Genomic DNA, 20,017 nt, shown 5'->3' with positions numbered 1-20,017 from the left:
TTGGACTAAAGTTGTGGAGGAAGCAAATTGTCTAAATCTGAAAGTTTATAGAATTTAAGATCATTAAGTTTCATGTATTTGCAGATAAATTCTAAAGTTTCGATTTTAACCTGATAATTTTCTGTGATTTCTTTTACCGGTTTATGACCGCATAAAAGTAGAATTTTATTGTTCTTTTTGGCGTAATCTAATAATTCTAATACATACGGAATGCTAAAATGAATGTGGCTGTTATCAATATCAAAGGCAAATACAATTTTAGAATTATTAAAATAACTGTCTTGCTTTTCTGGAATTTCGCCTCCAAATGCTCTTCCTCTAATAATTTTAAAAAGAGGAGATAGTGCTTTGTCCAGCGAATCTGATCTTTCGCCGTAAGGATAAGCAAAGGAAGTAACGTTGAAAGACTTTTTTTTCATAGAAATAATCATCGGATCGATTTCCTGTTTTAAATATTCTTTGACGCTATATTGCTTGGTGAACTTAACTGCATTGTAATGATGATAGCCATGTCCGGCAATCTCATGACCGTATTTTTGCATTTCGAGTAGTTTTTTGATTTCAGGAGCTCCAATCGAATCAATTCTGCAGACGTTAAAAGTGGCTTTCCAAGAATATTTTCGCAAAACTTGATCGGCTTCCGACCATTCATCGACATAAGCATCATCAAAAGATAAAATTACACCCGCTTTATAGGCAGGTTTTGCGACTGGTTTTGGTTTTTTATTTTCGCAAGAAAATAAGGTTAAGAAAAGTAAAAGCAATACTGTTTTTGTAAAAAGTATTTTCATAGATTTTTGCTTTCTGGTGAATATGAATTGAACATATAAAGAATCAAATATAAAGAATATTCTGAGCAACTAAAACCTGATTTGTTTGGAATGAAACCACTAGGTATTTGATAAATTAATTTTGTATCATAATCCTCTTTTCAAAACGCCCATGATGACTAATTGAAATATCTTGAACTGTATTGGAAGAAATTTTCAAATATGGAACACCGTTTTCGTCTTTTACAATTTCTTTATTTTCAACTTCAATCACATTATTTAGATCTTTAAAATCGGCAACAGCAACCGTATGAATACTTTCTAGAGACAAAATAGTTTTGGTGTGATAAATATTTTTATCGCAAACTACTTTCCCGCATGAATTATTTATGTCTAATGCTTCTATAAAACAAACAAGCTTTTTGGGACTAAACTCACGAATTTTGGACTGACGATTATAGATTTTATACGCAGCCTCTTTCATGCTCCATAAAAGCCAAACCATGATTTCTGGTTCATCATACTTTTTTATAAGCTGTTGTTCATCAGCTGTGAAAAGCTTTTCTATAAAACCTTTGCGTTGCCAATTGCTTTCTTTACGGGACAGCGCGAGATCTATAATGTCATTGCCAATCATTTTGCAGCAAGTTTGGTTTCGATGATTTCCAAAGCAGTTTTAACATCCAGCATTCGTTCCATATCGGCATTGTCAATTACGATGTCGAATTCTTCTTCAATATCCAGCACGATATCCACCAAATTAGCCGAGTTTATATTGAGGTCTTTAATGAAGTCTGTTTCTTCAGTTAAATTGTCATAAGCTTCTGTATTGGTTGCAAAAGGCTTTATAATTACTTTTAATCTTTCGGTTAGTTCTTTTCTGTCCATTTTAATTTTCGAATTTTTTAAATATTACGCATGCGTTTACATCGCCAAAACCAAAACTGGCTTTTGCAATTATTTTTGGGTTAGTTTTAATCGTTTCTATAAGTGCTTTTGAAGGATCAATCAATGCCGCAATTTCAGGATGAAGATCAGAGCAGTTTTTATTTCCAAATAAAAAACCTTCGTGAAGCTGTAATACCGCGGCAACACTTTCGATACTTCCAGAAGCACTTAAACAATGTCCTGTTAAGCTTTTCAGCGAATTAATATACGGAAAATCAGAACCGCTTCGTTCCAAGGCTTTTGTCCAGTTTTCAATCTCCAGACTGTCTTTTGTTGTTGCTGTTAAATGCCCGTTTATAGCATCAATTTCATTGGGATGGATTCCGGCATTTGCAATAGCAGTTTTAATACATCTTTGCACAGCTATACTGTTTGGAGCAGTCATGCTTCCGCCGTCGCGCTGTCCGCCCGAATTGACATTTCCACCCAATATTTCGGCATAAATAGTAGCGTTGCGTTCTAAAGCGCTTTCCAAATCTTCAATTACAAAAGCTCCTGCACCGCTTCCAGGAACAAATCCGGCAGCGGAAGCACTCATTGGTCTTGAACCTTCTTCGGGATTGTCATTATATTTAGAAGAACAGACACGAAGCGCGTCAAATCCACCCCAAATATAGGGACCGCTGTCAGAAGTGCTTCCCGCTAATATTCGTTTTGCTTGTCCAGATTGTATGCGGTCGTAAGCCATTAATATGGATTCAGTTCCTGTTGTGCAAGCCGATGAATTGGTCGTTACCTGATTTCCCAATCCGATTTTACCTCCAAGATAAGCGCTTACACCGCTGTTCATCGTTTGTGCAACAACTGTACTTCCTAATCTTCTGACTTGCAGTTCATCAATTTTATAAATGCTTTCACGAAATTTATCAATTCCAGAAGTTCCAGCTCCAAAGATGGCACCGCTATTCCAATCTGGATTTTCGTTAATAGGCAATCCTGCGTTGTTCCAAGCTTCCATACCCGCAATAACGCCGTATAAAATTCCTGTGCTGTTAAACCCGCGAAGTTCGAGTTCTGTAAAATACTGCGCTTTCAACTCTTCAGATATTTGCGGCTGACCTACAATCTGACAAGAAAATTGCAATTCTTCCAGCTGAGAATCATGACGAATACCCGAAATGCCATTTTGCAGCGCATGAGTAAACGCAGGAATTCCAACCCCATTTGGCGCTGCAACTCCAATACCTGTTATAACGACTCGTTTTTTCATAATCTTTTTGTTATCATTCCTGCCAGAACGCCTCTGCAAACTTCTTGTCCAGCTTCATTTTTCATGACCGCATTGCATTTTAATTTTCCAAAGCGAAAGAACAATTTCTCTGAAGTTACCGTTACTTTTTCATTTGGATACACGGGTTTTAAAAATTCCATATCGGCAGAAGTGAAGGCAATCACAGTATTTTCTCCCAATTCATTTCCCAACAAAAATATTCCCAAGCAAACCATTCCAATCTGAGCCATTGTTTCAGTTAGAATAACGCCTGGAGTAACCGGATTGTCTTTGAAATGGCCTTTGTAAAAATCAAGATTTTCTTTGAAGGTATACGTTCCAGTTACGCCATTTTCATCTGCGTGAAGCAATTCATCTACAAACAAAAAAGGTTCGCTGTAGGGTAGCTGTTTTATAATATCATTTAATTTCATAAGCTTTTAAAATTACCATTGCAATAAAACTCTTTGTGCCGAAAATCCTGGACCAAAACTCAGCATTAAACCTTTTTCTCCTTTTTTCGGATTTCGATTCATAATGTTTTCTAAAACATACAAAACGGTTGCGCTCGACATATTGCCGTATTGTTTGAGAATTTCTTTAGTGTCGTCAATATTTTTTTCCAATCCGGCAAAAAGCGATTCAACCGTTGTTACGATTTTTTTTCCTCCGGGATGAAAAATCATGTGGTCAATATCTTTAATTTCAAGATTATTCTGCTTTAAAAAAGGATGAATAATATCGCCAAAATGAGAAGCAATGGTATCTGGAACTTCAATATCGAGAACCATTTGCAGTCCGCCGTTGGTTAACTTGAAACCCATCATATGTTCGGCATCATAAAAATGATACATCTGTTCGTCGAGAATTTCAGGACCAGCATCTTCTTCTTTTGAAGACAATAAACAGCAAGCCGCTCCATCTCCAAAAATTGCAGCGCTTACAATATTTGGCATGGAGAAATCATCGAGCTGAAAAGTGGCAGTTGGCGATTCTACTGCTATTACCGCAGCACGTTTTCCAGGATTCGATTTTAGAAAATTCTTAGCGTAAATAATTCCAGAAATTCCTGCTGCGCAGCCCATTTCGGTTACAGGAAGACGAACAATATCTTGTCTTAATTTCATTTTATTAATCAGATAAGCGTCAAGCGAAGGAATCATAATTCCGGTACAGCTTACCGTAATAATATAGTCTAAACTCTGCGGATCCCAGCCTGTTTTTTCTAATGCTTTTTCGAGAACTTGATGTCCTAGAACAATCATTTCGCGGCTATAAATATCATTTTTTTCTTCAAATGAAGTAGCGTTAAAAACTTCCGAAGGTTCCATGATAGAATAGCGCTTGTCTACAGAAGCGCCTTCGAATATCTTTTTTACTTTTTTGATAAAACGCTCTTCCTGACCTTCAAGCCATACGTCTACAAGCGGAAGTATTTCTTCGGTCGTTCGAGAATATTGCGGAAGCTGTTTAACAGCCGTGATTATCTTTACACTCATATTTTAGTAATTATCCACTGGTAGCGAAAGGCCCATTTCCAGTTTATGGAATAGTTTTTTAGATTTAGTTTTTTGGAGAAATGCTCCAATTCGTTTTTTTTGAATCCTTTTAAAATAGAAATCAAACCATCGTTGCGCGACATTGTATTGAGATTGAACACAACGCTTATGAGCTCAAACAATCGATACGCAATTTTGCTTCTGTGAAGATCGTTTACCACAATTCCAATCGAAGCATTTTGGTTTAAAGTATCCATTACTTCATCAATTTGACTGGTGGTAAAATGATGCAGCGTTAGCGTGCACAAAACAATATCGTATTTTAGCCGATTGAAATCTTCGCTAAAAATATCCATGCAGCTATATGATATGTTCGGAAAATCTTTTGACAGTTTCTTGGCATAATCAATGGTAAAAGCATTGGCATCGATTCCAATTAATTGGAACTGAAGATTTTGCTTTTTTCCATATTTGGCAAGCATTCTTAGCATGTCTCCATTTCCGCATCCAATATCGGCGATGGTAATGGTTTGAGAAGTATCCGTCTTTTTTAAAAGTTCTTTTATGCCATTAAGCGTGAGTTTATTTCCGCCAAGCAATTGATTAATAGAAGCAATTTGATCTAACGCGCCAATAAGCTCTTCGCTTTGAAGCGAAAAATCATCCATTATTTCAATTTCTTCTGTTCTATATTTAGTGTTTACACCCATTTATTCAATTGTTATTGGTCGGCCGTGCGTTTGTTTTATAATGAACGATAGTAATGCAGGAATTGATGCTGCGACAGTTGTCATGATATGAGTCAGATTTTTATGTGTCAGCGCTTTGGCTAAAACTCTACCAAAGAATAATCTTTTGCTAAAATGCTTTTTCCATTCTTTAATGTATTCTTTTTCAAATTCGCTTCTCGATTCTATTTTTCCATAATAAAAATCAAGCACAAGCTCAGAAGCTATTTTAGCGCTATGAATTGCCATTGCCATTCCGTTGCCACACATGGGATGAATTAATCCTGCGGTGTCTCCAATCATTAAAATGTGATTTTCTACAGGTTCTTTTTTATCGAATGAAATCTGACTGATCGTTAAAGGCTTTTCGAATAGGGAAGTGCTGTTTTCAAAAATCCCTTTCAATTTTTTATTTTTATAAAGCACCGCTTTTTGGTACTCTTCGATGTTTTTGTATTTTTTAAAAGTATCAAAATCCGCTAAATAGCAAATATTTATAACGTCGTTTTCGACCTTTGAAACGCCGCAATATCCGCCTTGAAAATTGTACAAAGCCACAAGACTTTCGTCAAAATTTCCTTTGTAATGTCCTTTTACGGCTAGCCAAGGTGATTTTTTAGCAATAAAATCTCTTGACAAAACCTGATCTATATTCGATCTTTTGCCGTAAGCGCCTAAAACTATTTTTGATGAAATAATTTCTTCGGAAGTAGTGACAGTAAAAATCTCATTTTCAAAAGAAATATGAGAGACGTGATCGGTTATAATAGTACAGCCATTTTCGGTTGCTTTTTCAAACAAGAAATTATCCATTGCATAACGGCTGATTCCGAAACCGCCCAGTGGAAGTTTAGTTTTTGCTGTTTTTCCGTTTTGGGCTGTAAATTCAAAATTAGAAATACTGGTTGGCTGAAGTTCCCTAACATCTAATTCCAACCAAAATAAATAAGGCAAGATTTCATTTGAGATATATTCTCCGCAAACTTTATGTTTTGGATAGGTGTTTTTTTCGATAAGAATCACCTTCAATCCTTTTTTGGATAAGTGTAAAGCACTTGCCAGGCCAGCAAGACCGCCTCCAATAATAAGTACGTCAGGATTTGTTCTCATACAACCAATTTAATCATAAAAACTTAAATGATCTTACTTAATTCCATAAGAAATTAACAAAATTTCAACTTTATTTTAAAAGTTTACAATGAGTTATTATTAGAAAAAAATGTGAGAAAATTGATTTAAAAGATAATTTTTACTTTTGCAAAAAATAGCGCATTAAATAAATGACAATACAAGATTTAGTAGGCACTTATTCCATTTCTGGAAGCAATCAGGACGATAGTAATGAGATAACATACAAAGGTGTCTTGACGCTGACGTTAGATCAAAACAATCGCATAAAGGCAGATTGGATTATCAACTCGCACAAACAAAAAGGAACGGGTTTCTTTAAAGATAATATTCTGGTAATTAATTTCAGTTATAAAGGAGATGACCATAAAACCTATAAAGGAGTTGCGGTCTATAGATGCATTACAAAAGATGTTTTAGACGGATTTTGGTCGGAGAAACATGGAGATCCTTTGTATTTAGGAAGTGAACATTGTTTGAGAATGGAAACTACAGAACGATTAAATTAAGGGAGAATAATTTTTAAGTTTTAAACCATGGGTGTAAAGAACTTCGAGGAAAGATAAATTATAAAGTTGGTTTTCACATTTTTGTCATTTCGACCGAAGGGAGAAATCTCCGTTAGTAGCTCGACAAAGATTGGATTTTCGTTGCGGAGCTACTTGTGGAGATTTCTCCCTTCGGTCGAAATGACAATGATTGGGGTTATTTTATTGAAGATAAAGGTTCATTGAAGTCAAAGTTTAGGGTTTAAAGTCTATGTTGGATTTACTACAGTTTTATATTTTCTGTTATAAAGAATAATAAAACCAACCCATATTACTAATAACACAACGATTAAAGTAAGCTCTGTTTCATGCAAGCCATTACGGAAGAAATTGTTTAGCGAATGCACTCCTGCAACTGCCAATAACGATCCTGTAGAAGTATATACTTTTCCGATTCCCCAACTTCCGAAGAAAATGATTCCGAAGAAAGTCATATTGCTTGGCGTTATTTCGAAGTTTAAATGCCATGCAAACCAAAGTAAAGCAATAATCAATATCGAAGTAAATTTAGGAAGCGATTTTAATTGTTCTTGTAAAAATCCGCGCCAACCGATTTCTTCTAAAAGTCCGTAAGCCAAAACCGTAAACATTAATAAAATTGGAAATTTACCGATTGTAAAGTAATAAACACTTGCAATTAAAACGGCTGGAAGAATCCAATAAACGGCAAACGGAACTAGAGCATTTTTATAAATCCCTTTTAATGACATCGGATTATGAAGCGAGAATATTTTTATTACAGCCCAAGCTCCTAAAGCAGGACCAACACCGCGCAGCAAAATGGCTAAATACGGATTTTCTATTCCAGATAATAAATTGGTTTTAACAGCTGCATATCTGCAGATTACAGCAATTACATAATAAACTATAATAGCGCCAAAGTTGATTTTATTTTTCATCGTTTTAAATTTGTTTGGTTTAGTGAAGCAAACTTAGGGCACGAAAATGAAAATAAAATTGACTTTGGGTAAGAAATCATTTTTCCATAACTCTTTTTCGAATTCGGCTTAAACTTTCGGCCGTTAATCCCAAATAGGAAGCAATGATTTTAAGTGGCGTTCTTTGAAAAATTTCTGGACGTCCTTCTATAAGTTTTAAATAACGTTCTTGTGGCGAAAGTGTCAGCAGGTTAATTTGTTCTTGCTGCTTACGCACATACAACATTTCAGAAATAGCTTTTCCGATTCGCAAACCCGTTTCCGATCTTTGGTACAATTCATTTAAATCTTGATTAGAAATAGACCAAAGCGTTACATCTTCTAAAGCTTCGGTTTTAATAACAGACGGCTGCTGATTTAAGAAAGACATATAATCGCTAATAAAACTATTTTCGTAAAGAAGATTAATGCAAATATCTCTTTTGCCATCCCAAACAAATAGTCCAGCCGATCCTTTAATAATGATGTTAAGATATTTTTCGACACCGTGATAATCTTTTATAATTTCAGATTTGTCAAATTCACGAACTCTAATTTTTTCCGAAAATCCCGTCCAGATATTCATATCGGCAGTAAAATAATTTTCGAAAATTCTCTTTACATCTTCTGGAGAAGGACTATGTGGCATTTTTTAGAATTATCAGTTTGGAATGCCAATATAGGTTTTATCTTTCAAAATAAAAACAGCTTTATTATCCTGTTTACTTATATTTTTTGAGAAGACTGGTAAGACAACTTTGTCAAAGTTCTAAACTTTGACAAAGTTTAAGACGGCAAAAATCTACTTTAAACAAGGCAATTGTAACACATTTGCATTCAATGGCTGTTCTATTTTTCTTTCTAGTTTTTCAGGATTCACTGTGATATAAATTTCCATAGAACCCGTTCCTACTTTCAGTCCAAGAATATGACCGCCGTAAGCATCAAATTTATCATCGGTTGCAACTCCGTGCATATGTATTGAAGGTTTGTCGCCGCTCCAAGCAATAGATCCCGTAATGCTTCCCATTTCTACTTTATTGAAAGTTTTGGGGTGAAATTTCTTTTGGTTGAAATCATAAAATCCAAAAGTGGCATCTTGTGCAAAACCTATTCCAGTAAAATTTGCTGACGGAATATTTTGCTCTTTGGCTAATTTTTCAATTAGTTCCAAAACATTATCGCCTTCGCGAAGAACCATCAGATAACCTTGAGGTGTTTTGGTATAACGGCATTTTTCAGCATCTTTCTGTTGGGCATTAGCAAAATTAAGAGACATTAAAAGTATCAATGCCATACCGATTTTAAGGGGTTGTATATTCATAAGTATTTAAATTAGAGAATTGGGTTGTAATTCATTATCATATTTTTCAGGATCAGAAGCTGCGTATTCGTTTTCTGGTTCTGGAATGACATGAATTTTAGAATCGCTTATCGAAATTACAGCCGAACAGACATAGATTCCGACTTTTCCTTCGTTGTATTTAAAATCCAATAAAGTTAGTTTTACAATGTCATTTATCGAAAGTTCATAATAATTTCCGTAGCGGATAATTTTAAAAGAAATCTGTTTTTCGTCACTAATTTCAAACTGATTGGTTTGGATGTTTTCAAAGATAAAATTATTCTTCACATCCTTTTCATTAAATCCCCAAGCTCTAAACTGCACGAAGCCATTCATAAAATCAATCGAAATATAATAGCCCGTTCCTTCTTTATCACATTCAATTACAAAGCCCGTTTTTCCCATTCCTTCAACAGACAATGTTCCTTCCCAAACAAAATCATTTGATGGCTTTTCGAAACCATAAATTTCGTAACCGCTTCGGCATCCAAATCGCCATTTGTTTTCGTTTTCCAAAACAAATTCTGCTGTCGGATTTCCTAAAATAGGTAAGGGAAGGGGCAGATCTTTTTGAAGTATGGTTTTCTGATACAGTTTTTGCCAATAATAATAGCTTTTCAAAAGAAGTCTTCCGCTCTTATCGACATCCAATTCTTTCGGTGGCGGAATCACACGATGCGTATTCACGTTTCCGTCTGCGAAATAGAAATTGTAAACCAAATAATGTTTTCCATCTTTAACCACTCTGGCGGCATAGTTTCCTTGTGGCATCAGCACATTGTTGTGAAATGCAGAATATTCTCCTCTAAATTCTGGCGAAGACCAATACCGTATTTTAATATCTTCTCTAATGGATCCCAAAAGATAATGCGTTCCTTTAATTTCAAACACACACGGGCATTCTACATCATCATACACGTACGGAATATGAAGCGGTTTTTGCAGCACATAACCTTCTTTTTCTCTTTTGGCTACACCAATACAGCCTCTGCGGTATGTTGGTCCAGAGGCGCTTCGGGCGCAGATTAACAAATAATCTTCTCCTTTGTATTGGTATTTAAATGGGTCACGAAAGCTTATCCATTGACGCGGATTATTATTCTTGCCCTCATAATGTGGCGCTTCACTTTTAAAAGGAAGTCCGTATAGATTTTCTTTTTTCCAAGTAAGCAGATCGGTAGAAATTGCTCTTCCTACTTTTTGTTCGATTCCTTTATCTTGGCGTTTAAGACCTGTATAATACATTTCATAACCTTCGCCATCCGATTTTTTGCTGATATGCATCGTCCATAACATATCATCGTCCCATTCTCCAGGATCGCCAACAAATAGGGCATTTTTTACTCGTTTCCACGAAAGGCCATCTTTTGAAATGGCATGAGCGATATAATCGTGATTGGGAATGATTAAATGAAATAAATGATGGATTCCTTTTTCATCTATAAATACATCAACATCTCCAATTTCCCAGTTGCTAAATCCTGAACCTGAATACATTTTATTATTTATTTTAAACTGTTAGTATATTTTTAATTTTTTAAACACAAAGAATCATAGTTTTACTTTGAGTTAAAAAAGGCATTTTATTTAGTTAAAATGAACATAGATCTTTTAACCGTTAAACTTTGTCAAAGTTTTGAAAGCAAGAGTGTAAGGAACTTTAGTATTACACAGTAACCACAATCTTTGTCATTTCGACCGAAGGGAGACTCGAGCGATAGCGAATTGGCGAAGCAAATCTCCGCAAGTAACTCCGTAACGAAAATCCAATCTTTGTCGAGCTTCTCGCGGAGATTTCTCCTTCGTCGAAATGACAAAAATGCATAAACCAATTTTATAATTTATGTTTTATGTTCATTATACCCTTGGTTTTAAACTTTGACAAAGTTGACCCTTGAGTTTGTTCTATGTTTGAAAACTAGTTTCTTTTTCTTCTCTTTAAGTCAGAATAAAACCTATGTTTCTATGTGTTTAGAATTTTTAACTCAACAATATTATTTTATAACTTTATAATGTTTTAAACCTTCCAAAATTCCTTCTGAAGCTGAATTTTTAGCGACATAAATATTTTTGGTCGTTTCGTAATCGGCAAGTTCAGAACTTCGATTTCCAACAATAATTCCTTTCACTGGACCTCTAAACATATCAACATCATTTCCAGAATCTCCTGCAGCAATTACGTTTCCTAAAGGAATCGACCATTTTCGGCATAAAAATTTAATAGCATTTCCTTTAGAAGCTCTTTTCGGAATAAAATCTAAAAACTGACCGTGACTCGGAATAATATTGACTTTGTACCATCCCGTTCCTAAAATTTGAATTAACTCATCATGATTGTAATGTTCTTTATCATAATAATAAGAGATTTTAAAAGGGTTTTGCGCTTCTTCTTCCTGTAGTTTAATCCATTTTATGCCTTTAAGTGTATTGACAATTTCGTCTCTTTTCCATCTTCCAGAGAGAAACTTGGCCCAACCTTTATCTAGAATATAATCCTTTCCGTTTGTATAATAGATTTCAGTTCCAACTGAACAGATAATGAAATCGGGCAGAGGAAATTCTTCTTCGTCAATTACTTTTTTTACGAGTTCCAAATTGCGTCCAGAAGCCATTGCAAAAGCCATTTTATCGGTACGATTGGTTAAATGGGCTTTTAATTCTTTCAAACCTGGATTTGCTAGTTTGGGTTCTATTAAAGTGCCGTCAATATCTGAAACCAATAGGTGATCGATTTTTCTTTTCAATCGGTCGATATTGATATTTGGATAATGCTGTTTTTTGATTCCAGTCGAGGAAACAGACAGATTTTCATTAATTATATCTACATAATGATTGACGTGGCTAATCCAGCTGTAATGTTTCTGAATATTTATCGCTCCATTATTTGAATAATATTTCCATTTATTTTCATCCGTTAGAATATTACGTAGCGCTTTTTTAATTTGGCTTTCTTCTTGTGGATTTACCAATTCTCCGTTTTGACAAACCGGAATAATTTCTGAAGGTCCACCATTTTTGGTTACCACAACGGGAAGCCCAGAACTAGCCGATTCTATTACGGTCAAGCCGAAGTTTTCATGCAAAGCTAAATTCACAAAAACACCTCTTTTTTCTGCAGCATAACGGTAGATAATCGAAACTTCATTTTCAACATCATGTTTCTTCGGAATGGCCATTTTTCCGTACAAATCGTATTTATCCATCAAAAGAAGAAGATCTGTTAAAACGTTCTTTTCAGATTCTGGCATTTTGGCAATGTCTTTTCGAATACCAGCAAAAATGACTAAATTGGCTATGCTTTGGAGTTCTTTGTCTTTTCCGTAAACTTCAATTAAAGTGTTCAAGTTTTTATGACGGTCAGGTCTTGAAAGTGCCAGAATTATAGGCTTGTGCGGATTGGTTAAAAATTTAGAAATGCTTTCGGCAACCCAATATTTTCGTTGCGCTTCTTCCATATGTTTGTCCGAATCGTTTTCTTGATAATAATAAGGAACAAATTTTCTGGTGTCAATTCCAGGAGAAATGGCGTGGTATTTTCCTAATTCGAAGTTTTTGTATGCTTTGTAGGTTTCAATTTCCTGTTCGGTAGAAGTAACAATAAATTCTGCAAGTTCTAATGTTCTTTCTTCGGCGGCTATTCTGGCTTTGAATTTGTACTTTTTTTCAAGTTCTTCTTCCGTTTCTCCGCTTTCAATTAGTTTTTTCTTTTTGTAGAATCCTAATGAATGTCCTGTGTGTGCGAAAGGAATGTTTAAAACGGCTGATAATTCGGCTGCGGCATATCCAGCGTCAGCGTAGTGGGAGTGAATCCAATCTGGGAAAATATTGTGTTGTTTGATGTGTTGCATCGCGCCGTTCACAAAAGTATCAAGACCTTCCCAAAGCTGTTCTTTTGCTTTATACTTTTTCCCCAGAAACGGAATTCGCCTTATATCCAGTTTATCATTTATATTTTCTATAGGCACGGCATATTCTGGCGAAAGAGCGGGATCATCAATTAATCTGGTAAAAAGATGAACGTGTTCTACATCTTCATGTTGAGATAAAAATTCTGCTAATTCGTATATGTATTTGGTCTGACCTCCGTTGTCAGCATCTCGACCGATTTCGAGACCAGAACCTTTCAAAAGTCCGTGTATATTGATAAGAGAAATTCGTAATTTTTTCATCATTCTTCATTAATTATTTTAAAAATGCAAGTTACAGCGCTTGTATCGATTAGGAAGAAATAATTACGTTTTAAATTTACATATTTCCCATGTTTTTAATAGAAACGGTATGTTTTAAGTATAAAAAAAGCCTGATTTTTTGAATCAGGCTATAGTTTTTTTCTTTTAGTTTTTATTGATCAGATTTTCAATGTCAAAGATTGAAATTTCGGGATTTCCACCTGCAGATCCGGCGACTAAAGCACCCGTCGCACAAGCAAAGTTTAAGGCTGCTTGTGGTTCTTTTCCATTTAAAAGTGATGTGACCAAAGCTCCTAAAAATGAATCTCCTGCACCAACTGTATCTTCAACTTTTATGGTATAACCTTCGTTTTCGTAAAGATGTTTATCCCATAAAAGTAAAGCCCCATCTTTTCCTCTTGTTACACAGATAGCTGTAGCATTGGTTAAAGAGCAGATGAAGTTCATGTTTTCTTCTAAAGTATTGTAAGGAGAATCTAATGCAGCGCTTATTTCCATTAGCTCTTCATCATTAAATTTGATGAAATTTGCTGCCTGCATTAAGTGCTGTAGAATTTCGTAATCATAATGTGGTTTTCGAAGATTGACATCAAAAACCTTATAAGTATGTGTGTGGAGTAATTCTTCTAATGCTTTTCTAGAGACTTCATCTCTGCAGACCAAACTTCCATAAATTAAAACATCTGAGTTTACGACTAATTCTCTCGTTTCTTCGTTTAGGATAATTTTGTCCCAAGCCGATGGATAAAGAATCTCATAAGTAGCCGATTTGCTTTCGTCTAAAGTTACATTTACCAATCCTGTTGGGAAATCATTAGATCGTAAAAGAGTGTTGGTTTCTAAACCTAATTTGCTGACTTCGTTTATAATTTCCTCTCCATCTGCATCATTTCCTACACAGCTAATCATATTAGAATCAACGCCTAAGGCTTTCATGCGAAGGGCTACATTTAATGGCGCTCCACCAATTTTTTTTTCATTGCCAAAAATATCCCAAAGTACTTCTCCGAAAGCGACAGCTTTTAGTTTTTTGTCGTTGCTCATTTTAGTTTTCTCTTATTTGTAAATATTAAATCGAGTGATTAGAGTTTCACACGATTTCATAAAAATAAAAAAGAATAACGGTTTCTGCAACCCAATTCTAAAAATCATAACAATCTGTTCGCTTTACAAAGTCTAAAATTTTAATTTATATTTGTTGAATCAGTAGTCTTTTTTTTATGAAAATAGAATTTATAGAGGATAAAACGGGACTAAAACGGGTGTTTTCTTACAATCTTATAAAAACTACTTGTAATGAATTTAAAGTGAATCATAATTGTACTATAACAGTTTGCTAATAAAATTTTACTTTCAAAAACTATTTAAAATTTAAATGAAATTATTTTACAAAGTTGAAGACAAGGAGCTTCTAAAAGTTAGAAATGAAATTTTCAAAGAAGCGGGAATTCCTTCTTTATTAAAAAATGGTTTTGAACTTTCTCCATTTAAAACTTCATGGCACGGTCAATATGATCGAAGCAGTCGCGGATATACTTATGATTTTAGCAGATTATCATCAGAAAATTATTTGGAAAAAATTTCTATAAGTATACTTAATGGCGAAAAATGGATTCAAATTCATTTGAATATATATGAGCTTAGTCCGACTTTAAACTCATTATTGCTTTTAAAAGATTTTGATGGATTAGAATTTGGAACTCCAGATAAGATTTCGACTAAAATGAGATTGAGAAGTGATGAATATAAAGGTCCGCCATTGTTCTACATGCTTTTTTTACCAGAACATAAACTTGGAAAATTTTATACTAAAAGTGGTTACCAAAGCGAAGTCGGTAAACTAACAAAATTGATACAATCTGATATGCAAAATATAAATGTCTTTGTAGAAAAATGGCATAAAATATTTGTTCCGAAGAAGACTGATTGGGAAGGTAATCTTCTATAATCGTAAATCTTTTTGAGACGTGAGAAATCTCCATGTTTGATTTTAATTATTTTTTAAGAAAGTTTTAATCTTTTTCTAAGAAGTTAGTTCTCATTTATATATTTGTAACCAGTCTAAATAAGGATAAATTATAAATTTTATATGAAAACAATTTTTAAAACACTTAAAAACAATGTTTTAAGTCAAGTGTTTGTTGCCTTTTTGATGCTTTTCTCCTGTTCAGAAACGGCTTTTTCTCAATCAACTGTTGGTACAATTTCTGGTAAGGCTGTGCTCAAAGACGGAAATTTTTTACAAGGTGCAACGGTTAAAATTTCAGAATTAAATAAAACTACAACGACCGATTCTGATGGTACATATCAATTAAAAAATATTCCTTTCGGAACCTATTTTGTTGAAATAAAATTAAATGGTTACGAATCTTCTCCAGCTTCTGTTATTGTAGATCAGAATAATACAGAAGTTACTCTTGATTTTGAAATGGCTTACACTTCGCAAAAATTAGAAGAGGTAATTGTAAGCTCGGGAGGAAACCGATTTGCAAGAAAAGAAAGTGAAGAGGTTTCTAAAATGAAACTCAAAAACATGGAGAATCCTCAGGTTTATACTATTGTGAGTAAGGAATTGATGAAAGAGCAAGTAATTACAGATTACAACAGTGCTTTTAAAAACGTTCCCGGTGCTGGTATTGCCGAAGTGAGAAATCAAGGTAGAACAACTAACATTTCTAGAGGTTTTGCAACGCCTCAATTGGTAAGAAATGGTGTTGGAAGTTTTACCTATAATACGATTGATCCTTCTAATTTAGAGCGTATTGAAGTTATTAAAGGACCATCGGCAACTTTGTTTGGAAGTACCATCTCTTCTTTTGGCGGATTGTTTAATAGAGTTACCAAAAAGCCTTTTAATTTCTTTAAAGGAGAAGTTTCTTATTCGGCTGGCGATTGGGATTTGAATCGTTTAACGGCTGATATTAATACGCCTCTTAATGAAGACAAAACGGCTCTTTTTAGAATTAATACGGCACTGCACAGCGAAAGAAGTTTTCAAGACGCTGGTTTTAATAAAAGTTTTTTCATCGCGCCAAGTTTTTCTTATGAAGTAAATGAAAGACTGACTTTGTTAATTGATGCTGAATTTAGTGTTTCTAAAGGAACATCTCCAACACGATTGGCACCTTATACAAAAGCAGATGCGACTGCTCACAGCATCGAAGAATTAGGAATTCCGTATAAACTTTCTTTTGCCAATAATACAGTAAACTATACAGGTCAGCAGTATAATATATTTGCTCAATTGAAGTATAAAATTTCAGAAGAATGGACTTCACAAACAATAGTTTCTCGTACAAGATCTTCATCTGAAGGATATGTTGTGGCTTTGACTATGTTGAGTAATGAAACCCTTAGACAGCAAGTTACCAATCAGGATTATCCATATTATGGAACTGATATTCAGCAGAATTTCAACGGTGATTTTAAAATAGGCAAATTGCGTAATAGAGTAGTGGCAGGTTTAGATTTTTACAGCCTTCGCGCGACACGCAACGATGCAACAGTAAACATGCCAGCGCTTAACTTTAGAAAACCTGGAGATGCTTACAACAATTTTACAATCAATAAAATAGAGCCTTTATTTGCAAATGCTACATACACTAATTTGGTGTCAAATGACGAAAGAACGTATAGCGCGTATATTTCTGATGTGTTGAATGTTACAGATAAATTATTGGTAATGGCTGGTGTTAGAGCTGACCGTTATATCAATAAAGGAGTGTACTATCCAAGTCGCGATTCTATTGCTGGAAATTATAATCAAACAGCATTTTCTCCTAGATTGGGAGCGGTTTATCAAGTGGTTAAAGATAAAGTTTCTGTTTTCGGAAATTACATGAACGGATTCAACAATGTTGGCGGATCTGATTTTTACGGAAATACTTTCAAACCAAATCAGGCAAACCAATTAGAAGGTGGAGTTAAATTTGACTTTAATAAAATTAGTGCAACTTTTAGCTATTACGATATTAAAGTGACCAATGTTACGCGTGATGATCCAGATCACATCAATTTCCAGATTCAGGACGGAACGCAATTGAGTAAAGGTTTTGAAGCAGAATTTATTGCAAACCCAATTAAAGGTTTAAATATCGTTGCGGGTTATACTTATAATGATAGCCAATATACAAAAGCAAATCCGAGCATTAATGGTTTAAGACCAACAACTGCTGGTTCGCCTACAACTGCCAATCTTTGGGCAAGTTATAGATTGACTGAAGGCGCTGCTTCTGGTCTTGGATTTGGATTTGGAGGAATTTACGGAAGCGAATATTATCAAACCAATACAACAACTTTTAAATTCACTATTCCTTCTTATACTGTTTTGGATGCCTCTGTGTTTTATGACCGACCAAAATTTAGATTAGGATTAAAAGTAGACAATCTTACCAACGAAAAATACTGGTCTTATCGTCTAGCGGCTCAAAACCCAACAAGAGTTACAGGAAATATTACGTTTAAATTCTAAGATTACAATTCGTCATTTAGAATCATATTATCTACATTTGGATTTTATTGCAAATTATGACCAAAGGTTTTAAAAATACTATTAGACAAATACATTTGTGGCTCGGTTTAGCATCGGGCCTCATTGTTTTTATAGTGAGCATTACAGGTTTTCTGTATGTTTTTGAAGAAGAAATTCGAGACTTTTCGCAGAAAGAATATCTTCATGTTCCGGTTCAGGAAAAGCCCTTTATAGGTTTAAAAGCTATAATTGAAAATTACGAACTTCTGGAACCGAAGCAGAAAATCACGGCTTTAAAAATTGACAAAACAGAACCGAATGCCACAGTTCAAATTTCGACAAAAAAGAAAAAGACCTATTATTTCAATCCATACGATGGAACTTTAATAAATCAGCAGGGAGCAGATTGGCTGAATACAATTCTGGAAATACACCGCACTTTGTTGTTAGGAGAAGTGGGCGAATTTATTCAAGGTTGGGCAGTTGTGATTTTTATCGTTATGTTGATTACGGGATTAATTTTATGGTTTCCAAAGCAAAGGCGTTTACTTAAACAATCTTTAAAGATAAAATGGAGCGGTTCTTTTAAAAGAGTCAATTTTGATTTACATCAAGTTCTCGGATTTTACGCTTCTATTTTTTTGCTTTTAATTGCTTTTTCAGGAACTTATTTTAAATATGAAACGGTAAAAAAAGGAGTAAGTTTAGTTACAGGCGCTAAATTAAGAAAAGGCGATGAAGTGGTTTCTAATGCAAAAATAGATTCAACAACAATTCCTGTTCGTTATAATAATATTTACGAAAGTGCTAATGCAAAATATCCTGGCGCAACTTCAGTTTCATTTTCGATAAGAAAAACAGGAGAGTTGCGATTAAGAATGACGTATCCAAATGATTGGGCAAGAAATCAAAATACTATTTTTTTTGATGGAATAACAGGGCAAATGCTCAGAACGAAATTATACAAAGACAATAATGCTGCAGATATTTACGAAGCAAGTAATCATGATCTGCATACAGGAGTTTTCTTTGGACTTACTGGCAAAATAATTTGGAGTTTGGTTAGTTTGATTGGAGCTTCTCTTCCTATAACTGGATTTATTATTTGGTGGAAGAAAGGGAAGAAGAAGGCTAAGAAGGTTAGGGCATAAAAAAATCATTTCAAGTAAAATATAAAAGCGCAAAATAAATCTATTTTGCGCTTTTTTCGATAAATCGCTTATGTTCCGTAGGAACATCTGGTCGGTAGAATCAGGTTGTTGCCATTTTTTTACCAACGAAACATTCCTACGGAATGATAACAGCTTGTGAAGCATTTTTATTTTGAAATAAAGAATTCTGTTTTTGTTTGATTTCCATTAAACGAATTGGCAGATTCTATTTCACTACAAATTTTCCCCAACTCATTACAAAATGTAATTTTTCGTATTTATTTTATAAAAAAAATAAATTTCAATATCCTAAATTTGGTCATAATGCAAAAATCAAGACCATGGAAATCAATTTAATTTCAGATTCATTTTGGGGAAATAAGAAGAAAATCTCTCTCTGGGATAGATTATTTAGAAGAAATAAAACGATAAATAAAGCACTATCTACACCAGAAATGATTAGTAAAAACTGTCGAGGATTACAGCTAGGAAATGAAAACTTAAAATCATTTCTCTTCTCTACAGATATGGCGCTTATTGAAAACAATGATGCCGATGCTATTTTGGCGGTTTATCCTTTTCCACCATCGCCAAAAATAATCAAAACGCTGATTGATTTTGCAGGAAAACCTATTGTATGTGGTGTTGGAGGCGGAACAACTAAAGGAAAAAAATCTGTAGAAATAGCAATTTATGCGGAAGAAGCAGGTGCATCCGGAATTATTGTAAATATTCCGTTTGAAAATAAAGACATTAAGAAAATAAGAGAAAAAATTGCGATACCAATTGTAGCAACTGTTGCTTCATCTGATTATGATTTTCTAAAAGGAAAAATCGATGCAGGAGTAAATGTTTTTCATGTTTCTGGAGGAGCACATACAGCTAAAATTGTAAAAGAAATTACGGCTAAATTTCCCGATTTTCCTGTAATGGCAACTGGCGGGAAAAGTTTACATAATATCGAAGAATCTATAAATTCTGGTTCGAGAGCAATTGTGCTTTCGCCGCCATCCAATAAAGATTTGTTCAAAACCGTGATGGATAAATATCGAAATACGTTTGGCAATTTTTGATTTGATGATAAAGCAGATAAAATAAGAAAGGCAATCGTA

General features: G+C 34.4%; 19 protein-coding genes. 5 read left to right on the top strand and 14 right to left on the bottom strand.

From position 1 onward, the window contains the following. Positions 1 to 5 precede the first annotated feature (5 nt). From BSF41_RS13820 to BSF41_RS13785, 8 genes are all read right to left on the bottom strand, one after another. A complete protein-coding gene (locus BSF41_RS13820; protein ID WP_095930085.1) occupies positions 6 to 791 on the bottom strand; it encodes a polysaccharide deacetylase family protein in 786 nt (261 codons plus the stop codon). Between the two features lie 115 nt (positions 792 to 906). Next, the gene (locus tag BSF41_RS13815) at positions 907 to 1,407 is read right to left on the bottom strand and encodes a 4'-phosphopantetheinyl transferase superfamily protein (protein WP_095930084.1); all 501 of its coding nucleotides are present in this window, start codon (positions 1,405 to 1,407) and stop codon (positions 907 to 909) included. Then, on the bottom strand, positions 1,404 to 1,658 hold the full coding sequence (locus BSF41_RS13810; RefSeq protein WP_095930083.1) for a phosphopantetheine-binding protein: 255 nt from the start codon (positions 1,656 to 1,658) through the stop codon (positions 1,404 to 1,406). Before BSF41_RS13810 ends, BSF41_RS13815 begins: the two co-directional genes overlap by 4 nt. A 1-nt stretch (position 1,659) precedes the next feature. Next, positions 1,660 to 2,928: a beta-ketoacyl synthase gene (locus tag BSF41_RS13805; RefSeq protein ID WP_095930082.1), complete on the bottom strand. Its 1,269-nt coding sequence runs from the start codon at positions 2,926 to 2,928 to the stop codon at positions 1,660 to 1,662. Beyond that, entirely contained in the window at positions 2,925 to 3,362 is a 438-nt protein-coding gene (locus BSF41_RS13800; protein WP_095930081.1) for a 3-hydroxyacyl-ACP dehydratase FabZ family protein, read from the bottom strand. Before BSF41_RS13800 ends, BSF41_RS13805 begins: the two co-directional genes overlap by 4 nt. Positions 3,363 to 3,374: 12 nt before the next feature. Then, positions 3,375 to 4,427: a type III polyketide synthase gene (locus BSF41_RS13795; RefSeq protein WP_095930080.1), complete on the bottom strand. Its 1,053-nt coding sequence runs from the start codon at positions 4,425 to 4,427 to the stop codon at positions 3,375 to 3,377. Beyond that, a complete protein-coding gene (locus BSF41_RS13790; RefSeq protein WP_095930079.1) occupies positions 4,424 to 5,137 on the bottom strand; it encodes a methyltransferase domain-containing protein in 714 nt (237 codons plus the stop codon). The genes BSF41_RS13795 and BSF41_RS13790 overlap by 4 nt, the downstream gene beginning before the upstream one ends. After that, positions 5,138 to 6,265, bottom strand: a complete 1,128-nt coding sequence (locus BSF41_RS13785; RefSeq protein WP_095930078.1) for an NAD(P)/FAD-dependent oxidoreductase — start codon at positions 6,263 to 6,265, stop codon at positions 5,138 to 5,140. It lies immediately after the preceding gene. Positions 6,266 to 6,435: 170 nt separating this feature from the next. Between BSF41_RS13785 and BSF41_RS13780 the strand changes: the two genes are divergently transcribed. Further along, the gene (locus BSF41_RS13780; RefSeq protein WP_095930077.1) at positions 6,436 to 6,792 is read left to right on the top strand and encodes a hypothetical protein; all 357 of its coding nucleotides are present in this window, start codon (positions 6,436 to 6,438) and stop codon (positions 6,790 to 6,792) included. Positions 6,793 to 7,040: 248 nt separating this feature from the next. On the opposite strand, the gene BSF41_RS13775 is transcribed toward BSF41_RS13780, so the two are convergent. The 6 genes from BSF41_RS13775 to BSF41_RS13750 all read right to left on the bottom strand — a co-directional run bounded on the left by BSF41_RS13775 (position 7,041) and on the right by BSF41_RS13750 (position 14,327). Continuing rightward, on the bottom strand, positions 7,041 to 7,730 hold the full coding sequence (locus tag BSF41_RS13775) for a CPBP family intramembrane glutamic endopeptidase (protein WP_095930076.1): 690 nt from the start codon (positions 7,728 to 7,730) through the stop codon (positions 7,041 to 7,043). Between the two features lie 76 nt (positions 7,731 to 7,806). Beyond that, positions 7,807 to 8,397, bottom strand: a complete 591-nt coding sequence (locus BSF41_RS13770) for a Crp/Fnr family transcriptional regulator (RefSeq protein WP_095930075.1) — start codon at positions 8,395 to 8,397, stop codon at positions 7,807 to 7,809. A 153-nt stretch (positions 8,398 to 8,550) separates the two neighbouring features. Further along, the gene (locus BSF41_RS13765) at positions 8,551 to 9,072 is read right to left on the bottom strand and encodes a PPC domain-containing DNA-binding protein (protein ID WP_216359046.1); all 522 of its coding nucleotides are present in this window, start codon (positions 9,070 to 9,072) and stop codon (positions 8,551 to 8,553) included. Positions 9,073 to 9,078: 6 nt separating this feature from the next. After that, the gene (locus BSF41_RS13760; protein ID WP_095930074.1) at positions 9,079 to 10,590 is read right to left on the bottom strand and encodes a glycosyl hydrolase family 32; all 1,512 of its coding nucleotides are present in this window, start codon (positions 10,588 to 10,590) and stop codon (positions 9,079 to 9,081) included. Between the two features lie 497 nt (positions 10,591 to 11,087). Continuing rightward, entirely contained in the window at positions 11,088 to 13,265 is a 2,178-nt protein-coding gene (locus tag BSF41_RS13755) for an HAD-IIB family hydrolase (protein WP_095930073.1), read from the bottom strand. A gap of 162 nt (positions 13,266 to 13,427) precedes the next feature. Next, positions 13,428 to 14,327, bottom strand: a complete 900-nt coding sequence (locus BSF41_RS13750; RefSeq protein WP_095930072.1) for a carbohydrate kinase — start codon at positions 14,325 to 14,327, stop codon at positions 13,428 to 13,430. 331 nt (positions 14,328 to 14,658) lie between these two features. On the opposite strand from BSF41_RS13750, the gene BSF41_RS13745 reads away from it, so the two are divergent. From BSF41_RS13745 to BSF41_RS13730, 4 genes are all read left to right on the top strand, one after another. Next, positions 14,659 to 15,231: a hypothetical protein gene (locus tag BSF41_RS13745; RefSeq protein WP_095930071.1), complete on the top strand. Its 573-nt coding sequence runs from the start codon at positions 14,659 to 14,661 to the stop codon at positions 15,229 to 15,231. A gap of 141 nt (positions 15,232 to 15,372) precedes the next feature. Then, positions 15,373 to 17,754, top strand: coding sequence for a TonB-dependent receptor (locus tag BSF41_RS13740; protein ID WP_095930070.1), 2,382 nt, complete (start codon positions 15,373 to 15,375; stop codon positions 17,752 to 17,754). A 56-nt stretch (positions 17,755 to 17,810) separates the two neighbouring features. Continuing rightward, positions 17,811 to 18,905: a PepSY domain-containing protein gene (locus BSF41_RS13735; protein ID WP_253251827.1), complete on the top strand. Its 1,095-nt coding sequence runs from the start codon at positions 17,811 to 17,813 to the stop codon at positions 18,903 to 18,905. A 341-nt stretch (positions 18,906 to 19,246) separates the two neighbouring features. Further along, on the top strand, positions 19,247 to 19,978 hold the full coding sequence (locus BSF41_RS13730; RefSeq protein ID WP_141248146.1) for a hypothetical protein: 732 nt from the start codon (positions 19,247 to 19,249) through the stop codon (positions 19,976 to 19,978). Positions 19,979 to 20,017: the final 39 nt, after the last annotated feature.

It is taken from the genome of Flavobacterium sp. ACN2 (genome assembly GCF_002303885.1).
Classification (GTDB): domain Bacteria; phylum Bacteroidota; class Bacteroidia; order Flavobacteriales; family Flavobacteriaceae; genus Flavobacterium.
Note: the sequence above shows the minus strand (reverse complement) of the source record. Positions and strands in the feature narration are given on the sequence as shown.